Source organism: Streptomyces sp. SID5469, assembly GCF_009862865.1.
GTDB classification, from domain to species: Bacteria; Actinomycetota; Actinomycetes; order Streptomycetales; family Streptomycetaceae; genus Streptomyces; species Streptomyces avermitilis.
In genome coordinates this window covers 5,475,146-5,487,788 of the sequence record NZ_WWIN01000001.1, presented here as the reverse complement: position 1 = coordinate 5,487,788, position 12,643 = coordinate 5,475,146, and the positions used below count along the sequence as shown (strand labels likewise).

Below are 12,643 nucleotides of genomic sequence, written 5' to 3'. Positions count from 1 at the left end.
CCCCGCATGAGCAGCAGCCGACTCCTCCGTCTCCTTCACCAGGACAAGACCGACCCCTGGGCCGTCCGCCTCCTCCCCCGCCTCGTCTTCGGACTCGCCGCCGCCTGCACCCTCTTCGTCATCGCCTCCTCCAGCGGCTCGAACTTCGTCACCCTCTGCGCCCTGCTGCTGTTCGGGCTGGCCGTCTGGCTGCTGCGCGGGCGCGGGCAGTTGCTGCTGGCCCTCGGTTCCACGACCGTCGCCGCCGCGCTCGCCGGATACTTCGCCGCGGCCGGTGAGGCTGCCCGCTGGGGACAGGGACTGACGGTCAGCGGTCAGGCCGTCTTCGGGTACTGGGCGCTGGCCGGCATGGCGCTGCTCGGTGCCTGGATGGTGAGGGAACATCCCGGACGGCGCGGAGTCACCGTCGTCCTCGCCGATGTGATTCTCGTCATCACCTCCGTCCTAGGCATGTTCGTGCCGGAGGCCGGCGTCGCCGCCGGATTCCTGGGCGTGGTGGGGGTGTTGGCCGTCCGCGGCGGCGGCACCGCCGTGGCGCGCCGGGGGGTGAGCGCCCTGCTCACCGGCGTACGGCGTGACCGTGCCGCGCAGCCGGGCGCCAAGGCCACTGAACGGGCGGACAGTTGATGTGCGCGTGAATGTTGTGAGCCGTCACTGTGTGAGAGCGCCCATGGCTTTGCAGATGCGTTGCGTGCGGTTGACAGAATGTTTTAAAGTCCCTCGCGATCAAGGATCACCACGGGGGACAACAAAAATGCGTATGGCGAGCCATACGACGCTGCCTGCAATGCCCGCTCCACCTGCCCGCGGGCCCGTACGGGCCTATGTGCCGGACGCCGCGCTGCCCTGCCGGCGCCGTCCGGACGTCTTCCAGCACCCGTTGCTGGAGAACGCGGAGGCGGTACGGGGCGGTACGCCGCAGCAGCGTCGTCAGTACCTCATCCTGCTCCGCACCGCGCGCGACCTGTGCGCATCCTGCCCGTTGTGGGCGGAATGCCTCCAGGACGCGGTCGCGCACGCCGAACCGTCCGGGTACACGGCCGCGACCACGGCGGACGACCGCCGTCGGCTGCGCCTGGCCCTCGGGCTCGGCGACGAGAACGGCGACCTGCCCGTCCGCGAGGCGGCCGGACCCGGCTGCATGTCGGTGCCCCGTCGGCTGGCGCGACTCAGGTCCCGTACATCCGACGCCACCGCACTCCGCCCGGCCGACCCCGCCCTTCCCGAACTCGAGCGGGTCCTGGACGCCTTCGACACACTCCAGGACCAACTGGCCTCAGGACAGGACCTGTTGGCGGCCGGACCATCCGACACGGACGCACCGGAATCGTTGCAGTCGCATATTCGCCCCGGTTCGCGAAGATCGCGGACGCCGAGGGAAAGCAGGAACGAGGAACCCATGGCAGCGGCCGAGGCCGGGCAGCGGATCGTCTTCTCGCTCACGGATCCCGCCCAGGCCGTACGGCAGGCCGTGCTCGGTCCGCTCATCCGGTCCGCCCTGCCCGCGCTCGTGAGCGTGGAACAGCTCGCGGCGATGCTGCTGACCGTGCCCGGGGGCGGCATCACCCCCGAGACGCTGCGGGACATCCGCGAGGTGCGGACGGCGGTCACCTCGATGCTCCCGGACGACGCTCCCGACCACGGCGGGACGGAAGGGACGGAAGGGACGGAAGGGACGGCAGGCACGGCAGATGCAGCGGGCCCGAACGGCGCCGTCGGCGCGGCCGGTGTCGCGGGCGGCGGTACCGTCCCCCTCGCGCTCCTGCGCCCCCTCACCGGCTCCGTCAGTGTCGAGCTCGCCATGAGCGACCCCGTGGCCGCGCTGCGCCGCGACTTCCTGGAGCCGCTGCTGCGCGACCTGCTCTCCTCGCTGGCCAACATAGAGAAGGTCGCCACCATGCTCGCGGCCACCTCCGACCGCACGGCCGGGCCGGGTGACGGCGCCGACGACGCCCCTCTGGAGACCGTACGCGCGGCCTTGCGCGAGCTCACGTCCCGCCTGCCGCACCTGGGTTCGCACACCGCGCCCGCCGCGCTACGCCCCCCGCCGCACCCCAGCGAGGGCGGCCACGACCGCCGTGCCGCGTCCGTGCCCAGCATCCGTGCCGCCGTCGAGCGGGCCGCGGAGACCTTCCCGGGCGCCTTCTCGGCCCGCGACGTCCTGCGCACCCTGCCGGCCGGCGTGTACGGCGACCCCGCGAAGACCATCAGCAACGTCCTGTCCGCGATGGTCAAGTCGGGTCACCTGCAACGGCTTTCCCGGGGTACGTACACTCGCGACCGCGGCCCGGGCCCGGCCGACGGTCAGGAGCGGGCGAAGAGCGCCTGACCCGACCCCAGCTCCGCCCCCGGCCGGCCTCGACCCCGGCCCCCGTGCAGCCCGCGTCGCCTCCCCCGCCGCCCCAGCCAGAAGGACGCCCACCGATGACCGAAACGACCCCGCCCGTCAGCCCCGTCGCGCCCGCCGCCGCGGAGGCGACGGGCGCCCAGGTGCGCGTCTTCTCCCCCAACGCCGGGCTGATCGACGGCGTCCCGGTCACCGCCCCGCCCTACGGGGACATCCAGGACATCGTCATCTCGATCCTCCAGCAGCGCGCCCAGCAGCTGGGCGCCCCGACCCCGGCCGTCATCACGGACGACCGCTACGGCGGCGAGATCCGCCTCCTCGTCCATCCGGACGGCTCGACGGAACAGGTGGGCTGACCGGCCCGGGGCCCCACAGGGCCTCCGGCGCCGGGGCGGGGTCCGTCACAGCCCTTACCGCTCCGGCGCCGGCGACAAGTCCGTCACAGCCCCCGCGCTCCGGCGCCGGGCCCCGGCCCGCACGCCCCTTCACACCCCCGCGGCCCTCGCCGCTACCGCCGTCACGCGGCGCGGCGCCGGCCGCTCCGGCCGCTCCCGTCCCGCTACTTCAGCCCGATGGCCGAGCACGCCGACTTGTACTTCGCCGTGCAGATGTCCTTGATCTTGTAGATCCCGTCCTGGATCACCGTGTCCTCGATGTTGTCCTTCGTGAGGGCGACCACGGGAACGAGCTGGGCCGGGATCTTCTTGTCCGTCGGGCTGTCGACCTTGTCGCGGGTCAGCGCGTCGAACTCGATCGAGCGGCCCTGCACCTTGGCCACGGCCATCTCGGCGGCGGCGGTGGCCTCCTGGGGGTACGACTTGTACACGCTCATGTACTGGTCGCCCGCCACGATCCGCTGCACGCCGTCCAGCTCCGCGTCCTGCCCGGTCACCGGCGGGACCTTGCTGACGCCCGCCGTCTTCAGCGCGTCGATGATCGCGCCGGCCATGCCGTCGTTGGCGGAGTAGACGCCGGCGATGTTGCTCAGCCCGATGGCCTGGATCGCCTCCATCATGTTGGCCTTGGCGTTGGCCGGCTTCCAGTCCTTGGTGTCGTACGACTTCGCGACGTTCACCTTGTCCTGGAGCTCGCTGAGCGCGCCCGCCTTGAACTGCGCGGCGTTCGGGTCGGTGGGCGACCCGTTCATCATGACGACCTTGTCGGTCGCGGCGTCGCTGCCGAGGGCGCCGACGAGGGCGCGGCCCTGCACCTGGCCGACGAGCTCGTTGTCGAAGGAGATGTACGCGTCGATCGGCCCCTGCGCGAGGCGGTCGTACGCGATCACGGGAATGCCCGCGTCCTTGGCCTTCTGGATGTCGCTCGCGATGGCCTTGGAGTCGACGGCGTCCACGAGCAGTACGTCGACCTTGTCGGTGATCATCTGCTCGAGCTGCCGGCTCTGCTTGGCGGCGTCCTGGTCGGCGTTGGCGTACGCGACGTCGCCCTTGCCCTTGGTGAGGTTGGCGACCTGCTCCTTGATGATGGGGTAGTCGAACTTCTCGTAGCGCGAGTTCTCCTTCTCGGGGAGAAGCAGGCCCACCGTGATGTCGTTGCCCTTCTTCGGGCTCGCCGAGCCGCTGGCGTTCCCGATCCCGTCGACCACCCCGCAGGCGGACAGGGAGACGGCCGCCGTGGAGGTGGCCAGGGCTATGACGGTACGACGCGTACGGCGCATACCGGTGTTACGAGTGTTCACATCAGGTGCCTTCCGGGCGGGGGAGCAGCGTTGCGACCCAGGTGGCTGAAAGCCAACGCGGCCACCGCACCCAGCGTCAAGGAGTACGGGTTAACGAGATGGCAACAGCATTTCTGTGTAAGTCAAGTGAAGACCAAGGCAAGGTGGGGAAGGGTAGCCGTTTCGACACCTTCATCTGATGGAGATCCTGAGGTTGACGAGGCATCAACTTCCCAGGTCAGGAAGGGTGTTCGCCTGATCACCGAGCGTGCATGAGGCGCCTTTCCGCGCCGCCGCCCGTGTCGTGTCCGGCGTTCCCGCCGCTCTCACGCGCCCCGCTCGTCGCCGCCGCGCCACCGCTCGACGCCCACGGAATTGTCCACATGCTGGACAGTCTCGGTGCCGGCCGACGCGGCCCGGGATGCCGCACCGACCGGGAAAGCCGCACGCGAAGGGCCCGGAGGCGTCGGCCTCCGGGCCCTTCGGGCAGATGCGAAGCCGTCAGTCCGAGGACTGGCGCTTCGGCCGCCACACGACCAGCGCGCTCGTCTGCTGGACCTCCTGGTACGGGACCAGGTCGCGGCGGTACGAGGCGTGGACCGCGGCCTCGCGCTGCTGCATCATGGCCGCCGCGCCGTCCAGGGCCGACTCCAGTTCCACCACGCGGGACTGGAGCGCGGCGACCTGGTTCTCCAGCTCGATGATGCGCTTGATGCCGGCCAGGTTGATGCCCTCGTCCTGCGACAACTGCTGGACGGTGCGCAGCAGTTCGATGTCGCGGGCCGAGTAGCGACGGCCCCGGCCGGCGGTGCGGTCGGGGGAGACCAGGCCGAGACGGTCGTACTGACGCAGGGTCTGCGGGTGCAGGCCGGAGAGCTGGGCCGCCACCGAGATGACGTAGACCGGGGTTTCCTCGGTCAGTTCATAGGGGTTCCGACGACGGCCGTCCATCTCCTCATGCTCCCTTCGCGGCCTGGAACAGCTCCGCCCGCGGGTCCTCGCCCGCGGTCGCCTCGCGATACGCCTCCAGGGCGTCACGAGCCTTGCCCGACACGTCCTTGGGCACGGTGACCTCGACCGTGACCAGCAGGTCTCCGCGGGTGCCGTCCTTACGGACCGCGCCCTTGCCGCGGGCCCGCATCGTACGACCGTTGGGCGTGCCCGGCGGCAGCTTCAGGGTGACGGCGGGGCCGCCCAGGGTGGGCACCTTCACCTCGCCGCCGAGGGCCGCCTCCGCGAACGTGACGGGCACGGTCACCGTGAGGTTGTCGCCCTTGCGGCCGAAGACCGGGTGGGCGTCGACATGCACGACGACGTACAGATCGCCCGCCGGTCCGCCCCGTTCACCCGGGGCGCCCTTGCCGCGGAGCCTGATGCGCTGGCTGTCGCTGACCCCCGCGGGGATGCGTACCTGCATCGTCCGGGAGGACTTGGCGCGGCCGCTGCCCTTGCAGATCTCGCAGGGGTTCTCGGCGATCAGGCCGCGGCCCTTGCAGTCCGGGCAGGGGTCGGTCAGCGAGAAGCCGCCGCCCGAGCCCCGCGCCACCTGTCCGGTGCCGACGCACGTCGGGCACACGCGCGGTGTGCCGTTGGCGTCGCCGGTGCCCGAACAGGCCTTGCAGGGGGCCTGGGAGGACATGCGCAGCGGCACCGTGGCACCGTCCACCGCCTCCGTGAAGCTCAGCGTGACCTCGGACTCGATGTCCTGGCCGCGCCTCGGCTGGGTACGCGTGCCGGTGCCGGGGCCGGCGCCGCCACGGTTGAACAGGCCGCCGAAGACGTCACCGATCCCGCCGCCGAAGCCGCCCCCCGCGCCGCCGCCCTGCTGCGCGCCGCCTCCGAAGAGGTCGCCCAGGTCGAAGTTGAAGGAGCCGCCCTGAGCGCCGGGGCCGGGACGGAAGCCGCCGTTGCCGAAGAGGGTGCGTGCCTCGTCGTACTCCTTGCGCTTCTTGGTGTCGCCGAGAATGTCATTGGCCTCGGAGATCTCCTTGAAGCGCTCCTCCGCCTTGGCGTTGCCCTTGTTGGCGTCCGGGTGGAACTCGCGGGCGAGCTTCCGGTACGCCTTCTTGATCTCGGCCTCGGTGGCGTCCTTGGGGACGCCGAGGACCTTGTAGTAGTCCTTCTCGATGAAGTCCTTGGTACTCATCCTCGACGTCCCTCCTTCCGTACGCCCTTTGTCACGTCAGCCCTCTTCCGGGCCACCGCTCTCCTTGTCGTCGGCCGCCTCCGCCTCGTCGGCCTTGACCGTCTGCGCGCCCGGCTGGGGCTCGGCGACGGCCACCCGCGCGGGCCGGATGGTCCGCTCGCCGATCCGATACCCCGGCTGCAGAATCGCCACGCACGTCGTCTCCGTGACGTCGGGCGCGTACGAGTGCATCAGGGCCTCGTGGATCGTCGGGTCGAAGGGCTCGCCCTCCTTGCCGAACTGCTGGAGCCCCATCTTCGCCGCGACGGTCTCGAGCGACTCGGCCACCGACTTGAAGCCGCCGACCAGTTCGCCGTGTTCCCGCGCGCGGCCGATGTCGTCGAGCGTGGGCAGAAGCTCGGTCAGGAGGTTCGCGATGGCGATCTCCTTGACCGCGATCCGGTCGCGCTCGACCCGGCGGCGGTAGTTCTGGTACTCGGCCTGGAGTCGCTGGAGGTCCGCCGTGCGCTCGCCGAGCGCCGTGCGTACCTGGTCCAGCTGGGCCGTCAGGCCGGCCGTCTGGGCCGCCGTCTGGGCTGCTGCTGCCGCGTCCCCGGCCGGGGCCGCCCCCTCGGAGGGGGCGGCCTTCGGCTCGGCGTCTTCAGGGGTGGCGCCGGAGGGGACGTCAGGCTTCTCGTCGAAACCCGGGGTCTCCTCCGTCACGCGGCACCGTCCTTGCGGTCCTCGTCGACGATCTCGGCGTCGACGACGTCGTCGTCAGCGGCCTTGGCGTGCTCGCCGCCGGCGGCACCCTCGGCGCCGCCCGCCGCCTGCGCGGCCTGGGCGTCGGCGTACATCGCCTGGCCCAGCTTCTGCGAGACAGCGGCGACCTTCTCGGTGGCCGTACGGATCTCGGCGGTGTTGTCGCCTTCGGCGGACTCGCCCTTGAGCGCGGCCTTCAGCTCCTCGATGGACGCCTCGACCTCGGTCTTGACCTCGCCGGGGACCTTGTCCTCGTTGTCCTTGAGGAACTTCTCCGTCTGGTAGACGAGCTGCTCGCCCTGGTTGCGGGTCTCGGCGGCCTCGCGGCGACGGTGGTCCTCGTCCGCGTACTGCTCGGCCTCCTGGCGCATCCGGTCGACCTCGTCCTTCGGCAGCGAGGAGCCGCCGGTGACGGTCATCTTCTGCTCCTTGCCCGTGCCCAGGTCCTTCGCGGTCACGTGCATGATGCCGTTGGCGTCGATGTCGAAGGCGACCTCGATCTGCGGGACCCCGCGCGGGGCCGGCGGCAGACCGGTCAGCTCGAACATCCCGAGCTTCTTGTTGTACGCCGCGATCTCGCGCTCGCCCTGGTAGACCTGGATCTGCACGGACGGCTGGTTGTCCTCGGCCGTCGTGAAGATCTCGGACCGCTTGGTCGGGATCGTGGTGTTGCGCTCGATGAGCTTGGTCATGATGCCGCCCTTGGTCTCGATACCGAGGGACAGCGGGGTCACGTCGAGGAGCAGGACGTCCTTGACCTCACCCTTGAGGACACCGGCCTGGAGGGCCGCGCCGATGGCGACGACCTCGTCCGGGTTCACGCCCTTGTTGGCGTCCTGGCCGCCGGTCAGCTCCTTGACGAGCTCGGCGACGGCGGGCATACGGGTGGAGCCACCGACGAGAACGACGTGGTCGATCTCGGAGAGGTTGATGCCCGCGTCCTTGATGACGTTGTGGAACGGCGTCTTGCAGCGCTCCAGAAGGTCAGCGGTGAGCTGCTGGAACTGGGCGCGCGTGAGCTTCTCGTCCAGGTGCAGCGGGCCCTCGGCGGACGCCGTGATGTAGGGCAGGTTGATCGAGGTCTCGGTGGACGAGGACAGCTCGATCTTGGCCTTCTCGGCGGCCTCGCGGAGGCGCTGGAGGGCCATCTTGTCCTTGGCCAGGTCCACACCGTGGCCGGCCTTGAACTGCTGCACCAGGTAGTCGACGACACGCTGGTCCCAGTCGTCGCCACCGAGGTGGTTGTCACCGTTGGTGGCCTTCACCTCGACGACGCCGTCGCCGATCTCCAGGAGGGACACGTCGAACGTGCCGCCACCGAGGTCGAAGACGAGGATGGTCTGGTCGTCCTTGTCGAGGCCGTAGGCCAGGGCGGCGGCCGTCGGCTCGTTGACGATGCGCAGGACGTTCAGACCGGCGATCTCGCCGGCCTCCTTCGTCGCCTGGCGCTCCGAGTCGTTGAAGTACGCCGGGACGGTGATGACCGCGTCCGTGACCTTCTCGCCCAGGTAGGCCTCGGCGTCCCGCTTCAGCTTCTGCAGGATGAAGGCGCTCATCTGCTGCGGGTTGAAGTCCTTGCCGTCCAGGTTGATCTTCCAGTCAGTGCCCATGTGGCGCTTGACCGAACGAACCGTCCTGTCGACGTTCGTGACCGCCTGACGCTTGGCGACCTCGCCGACGAGCACCTCACCGTTCTTGGCGAAGGCGACGACGGACGGCGTGGTCCTGGCGCCCTCGGCGTTGGTGATGACGGTGGGCTCGCCGCCCTCCAGAACGCTGACGACGGAGTTAGTCGTGCCCAGGTCGATGCCGACCGCACGTGCCATTTCAATTCCTCCAGCAATGACTTGAGTGGAACGGACTCAAGTGTGCATCACCCAAGTCGCTGGGTCAACAGACCTGAGTCGAGCCGACTCAAGTCTTATCCGCTCCTTACACGCAAGGAAGCGCCGGGAGGCGGGACAACTCCCGGTCGGGTGCCCCGATCGGGGTGCATGCGAAACCCCCGATCGGAGGGCACCCGAACGCGGAGCAGCCCGAGGACCGAGACCCCCGCGGCACCCGCCACCCAGCACGCGGCGCCCGGCCCCGCCCACCCCAGGTCGATGAGGAGCCCGACGAGGGCCGAGGCGAAGGAGGCGGCGCCGATGACGACCGCCGCCCCGCGCGCGGTGAGCCCGAGTCCGCGCAGCCGGTGCGCCAGGCCCCGCCGGCCCGCGCCAGGGCCCGGGCGGCCACCGCGCAGCCGGCCCGCGAGCACGAGGACGCCATCGGCGGTGGCCACGGCGGTCAGCGCGAACAGGGCACCGGCGCTGCCCAGCGGCTCCCGCCCGGCGTGCACGAGGACCGCGGCCGAGGCGAGCACGAACCCGGTGAACAGCGCCCCGCACCGCCCGGCCACGGTCCGCGCGGGCGCCCAGTTGTGCATCAGGAACCCGGTGAGCGCGGCGGCCAGCACGCTCAGCAGCGCCGCGAGTCCGTCCATGACCTCGGCGGCGGCACACCCGCCGAGCGCGAAGGCGGTGACGACGCCGACGGTACCCATGACCCCGTCGGCCTGGTCGAGCGAGCCGAAGGCACTGGTCACGAGGACGATCCAGGCGGCCGCGAACAGCCCCGCGCCGGCGCCGAGTTCGTCGTACGGGACGACGGCCGCGGCGGCGGCGGCCTGCCCGGCCAGCCGCACGACCCGGGGGACGGGCCGCAGATCGGCGACGAGCCCGAGCGCGCCGACCCCGGCCCCGACGACGAGCAGTTCCCCGACCCCGGTCCCGAGCCGGGCGACACCGGACCAGTCCCCCACCCCGGCGACGACCACGGTCCCGACGACGACCGCGGCGCCCCCGAGCCGCGACACCGTCCGCCCCCGGCGCCGCTCGACGAGGCCGAGCCGCAGCGCGGGCACCCGCAGCACCGCGGCGAGCGCGGAGGCGAGGAGGAGGGCCGAGGTGGCGGCAATGATCCCGTACAGCACGGGTCCAAGTTATTGCCTGATGTCACAATTTTGCGTGAATAACACGATCGGGTTTACCGCCCCCTTCCGGGGCTTCGTCCGGAGAGGGCGGCGGTATCCCCACTCAGGCTGACCTCAGCGACGCAGATCACCGCCCGCCTGGCTACAGTGCGGCGCAGGAAGTGGGTAGTCTCAGACGGACTGCATAAGTTACCGCTTAGTAATCACTCTCAAAGAACCGCCTCGCAGGCCCGAGGAGCCCCCAAATGCAACTCGCCGCGATCATCGTGTCGCTGGTCCTGACCGTGGTCGGCGTGGCGCTGCTCGCACGCGCCATCGGCCAGTTCGTCCGGTATTTCAAGCTCGGCCAGCCCGTGCCCGCCGGCACCCGGACCGACAACCCCTATCAGCGCAGTGTGACGCTGGTGCGGGAGTTCCTCGGCCACACGCGGATGAACCGGTGGGGCATCGTCGGTTTCGCCCACTGGTTCGTGGCGGTCGGCTTCCTGACGCTGCCGCCGACCATCATCACCGCGTACGGCCAGCTCTTCGAGGCCGACTGGACGCTCCCGGTGATCGGCGGCTTCCTGCCGTACGAGCTGTACATCGAGTTCATCGCGGCGATGACCACCCTCGGCATCATCACGCTGATGGCGATCCGCCTCCTGAACCTGCCGTCGCGGCCCGGCCGCAAGTCGCGGTTCGCGGGCTCCAAGATGGGCCAGGCGTACTTCGTCGAGTACGTCATCCTCACCATCGGTCTGGCGATCTACGTACTGCGCGGCCTCGAGGGCGCGCTGCACCACGTGGACCACTTCGAGGCGGCGTACTTCGCCTCGTACCCGCTGATCCTGGCCTTCAAGGGCCTGGGCCTCGGCACGCTCCAGAACCTCGTGTACTTCACCGCGATGGTCAAGCTGGGCACCACCATGATCTGGATGATCACGGTGAGCCTGAACACCAACATGGGTGTCGCCTGGCACCGCTTCCTCGCCTTCCCGAACATCTGGTTCAAGCGGAACGCGACCGGCGGGACGGCCCTCGGCGGGCTCCAGCCGATGACGTCGGGCGGCAAGCCGATCGACTTCACCGACCCCGGTGAGGACGACGTCTTCGGCGTCTCCCAGGTCGAGCAGTTCTCCTGGAAGGGGCTCCTCGACTTCTCCACGTGCACCGAGTGCGGCCGCTGCCAGTCGCAGTGCCCCGCCTGGAACACCGGCAAGCCCCTCTCCCCCAAGCTCCTCATCATGTCGCTGCGCGACCACGCGCACGCCAAGGCCCCGTACCTGCTGGCCGGCGGCGGCAAGACCATGGAGGGCGAGGAGAAGGCGAGCGAGGAGCAGCTCAAGGACGTGCCCGCCGCCGCTCTGGCGGAGGCCGAGCGTCCGCTGATCGGCACCCTCGAAGAGAACGGCGTCATCGACCCCGACGTCCTGTGGTCCTGCACCACCTGCGGCGCCTGCGTCGAGCAGTGCCCGGTCGACATCGAGCACGTCGACCACATCGTCGACATGCGCCGCTACCAGGTGATGATCGAGTCCGCGTTCCCGTCCGAGGCGGGCACGATGCTCAAGAACCTGGAGAAGAAGGGCAACCCCTGGGGGCTGGCCAAGAAGCAGCGCCTGGAGTGGACCAAGGAGGTCGACTTCGAGATCCCGGTCGTCGGCCGCGACATCGAGGACCTGTCCGAGGTCGAGTACCTCTACTGGGTCGGCTGCGCCGGAGCCCTGGAGGACCGCGCCAAGAAGACCACCAAGGCCTTCGCCGAGCTGCTGCACATCGCGGGCGTCAAGTTCGCGATCATGGGCGGCGACGAGAAGTGCACCGGTGACTCCGCCCGCCGCCTGGGCAACGAGCCGCTCTTCCAGGAGCTCGGCATGGAGAACGTCGCCGCGCTGAACATGGCGTTCGGCGAGGATGACGAGGACGAGTCGACGAAGAAGCCGAAGTCGGCCAAGAAGATCGTCGCGACCTGTCCGCACTGCCTCAACACCATCGGCAACGAGTACCCGCAGCTCGGCGGCGACTACGAGGTCATCCACCACACCCAGCTGCTCCAGCACCTCGTCGACGAGGGCAAGCTGGTCCCGGTCACGCCGGTCGAGGGCATCATCACGTACCACGACCCCTGCTACCTGGGCCGCCACAACAAGATCTACACGCCTCCGCGCGAGATCATCGGCAAGGTGCCGGGCCTGCGGAACGAGGAGATGCACCGCCACAAGGAGCGCGGCTTCTGCTGCGGCGCCGGTGGTGCGCGGATGTGGATGGAGGAGCGGATCGGCAAGCGCATCAACAACGAGCGTGTCGACGAGGCTCTTTCGCTGAACCCGGACATCGTGTCGACCGCCTGCCCGTTCTGCCTCGTCATGCTGACCGACTCGGTCAACGGCAAGAAGAACGACGGCAAGGCGAAGGAGTCCATCCAGGTCGTCGACGTCGCCCAGCTGCTGCTCGACTCCGTCAGGACGCCCCTCGACCCGGCCGGCGAGGCCGAGGCCGAGAGCGCGCCGGAGCCCGAGCCCGTGAAGTAACGGGCACGGCCCCGTCACGGAGCACCCCATGCCCCTGGTTCAGCCCAGGGACATGGGGTGCCGTCGTTTCCGGATCCCCTCACACCGGGCCGACCTACTCGTTGATTTCTTCTGTGTCAAGTCCCGAACTGTCGGAACATGACCTTTCTGCGCGCTGCGGGCTTACTTGAAGTACGGGCTCACCGGAAACACCGGAAAGCAAATGGGGGCCCGGCCGGGCACGAAGGGTGCCTTCACTTCAGAAGGA

General features: G+C 69.9%; 10 protein-coding genes. 4 read left to right on the top strand and 6 right to left on the bottom strand.

The features are described from left to right. Window positions 1-6 precede the first annotated feature (6 nt). From GTY58_RS23490 to GTY58_RS23480, 3 genes are all read left to right on the top strand, one after another. Window positions 7-627, top strand: coding sequence for a hypothetical protein (locus GTY58_RS23490; protein ID WP_042493454.1), 621 nt, complete (start codon window positions 7-9; stop codon window positions 625-627). 160 nt (window positions 628-787) lie between these two features. Next, complete coding sequence (locus tag GTY58_RS23485) at window positions 788-2,329, top strand: WhiB family transcriptional regulator (RefSeq protein WP_237528880.1); 1,542 nt, start codon at window positions 788-790, stop codon at window positions 2,327-2,329. A 95-nt stretch (window positions 2,330-2,424) separates the two neighbouring features. Then, a complete protein-coding gene (locus tag GTY58_RS23480; RefSeq protein ID WP_037649090.1) occupies window positions 2,425-2,703 on the top strand; it encodes a hypothetical protein in 279 nt (92 codons plus the stop codon). A gap of 203 nt (window positions 2,704-2,906) precedes the next feature. Here GTY58_RS23480 and GTY58_RS23475 read toward each other — a convergent pair whose 3' ends face one another. The 6 genes from GTY58_RS23475 to GTY58_RS23450 form a co-directional block, all read right to left on the bottom strand. Next, entirely contained in the window at window positions 2,907-4,022 is a 1,116-nt protein-coding gene (locus tag GTY58_RS23475; RefSeq protein WP_037649088.1) for a substrate-binding domain-containing protein, read from the bottom strand. Between the two features lie 501 nt (window positions 4,023-4,523). Next, window positions 4,524-4,973, bottom strand: a complete 450-nt coding sequence (locus GTY58_RS23470; protein WP_010985912.1) for a helix-turn-helix domain-containing protein — start codon at window positions 4,971-4,973, stop codon at window positions 4,524-4,526. 4 nt (window positions 4,974-4,977) lie between these two features. Then, the gene (dnaJ, locus tag GTY58_RS23465) at window positions 4,978-6,168 is read right to left on the bottom strand and encodes a molecular chaperone DnaJ (RefSeq protein ID WP_010985911.1); all 1,191 of its coding nucleotides are present in this window, start codon (window positions 6,166-6,168) and stop codon (window positions 4,978-4,980) included. Window positions 6,169-6,204: 36 nt separating this feature from the next. Next, the gene (grpE, locus tag GTY58_RS23460) at window positions 6,205-6,870 is read right to left on the bottom strand and encodes a nucleotide exchange factor GrpE (protein ID WP_010985910.1); all 666 of its coding nucleotides are present in this window, start codon (window positions 6,868-6,870) and stop codon (window positions 6,205-6,207) included. After that, window positions 6,867-8,735: a molecular chaperone DnaK gene (dnaK, locus tag GTY58_RS23455; protein ID WP_010985909.1), complete on the bottom strand. Its 1,869-nt coding sequence runs from the start codon at window positions 8,733-8,735 to the stop codon at window positions 6,867-6,869. Before dnaK ends, grpE begins: the two co-directional genes overlap by 4 nt. A 95-nt stretch (window positions 8,736-8,830) precedes the next feature. Next, window positions 8,831-9,883 (bottom strand): glycosyl transferase, encoded by a 1,053-nt coding sequence (locus GTY58_RS23450; protein WP_010985908.1) that lies wholly within the window; start codon window positions 9,881-9,883, stop codon window positions 8,831-8,833. A 245-nt stretch (window positions 9,884-10,128) separates the two neighbouring features. On the opposite strand from GTY58_RS23450, the gene GTY58_RS23445 reads away from it, so the two are divergent. Then, window positions 10,129-12,396: a (Fe-S)-binding protein gene (locus GTY58_RS23445; protein WP_010985907.1), complete on the top strand. Its 2,268-nt coding sequence runs from the start codon at window positions 10,129-10,131 to the stop codon at window positions 12,394-12,396. The last annotated feature ends 247 nt before the right edge of the window (window positions 12,397-12,643 follow it).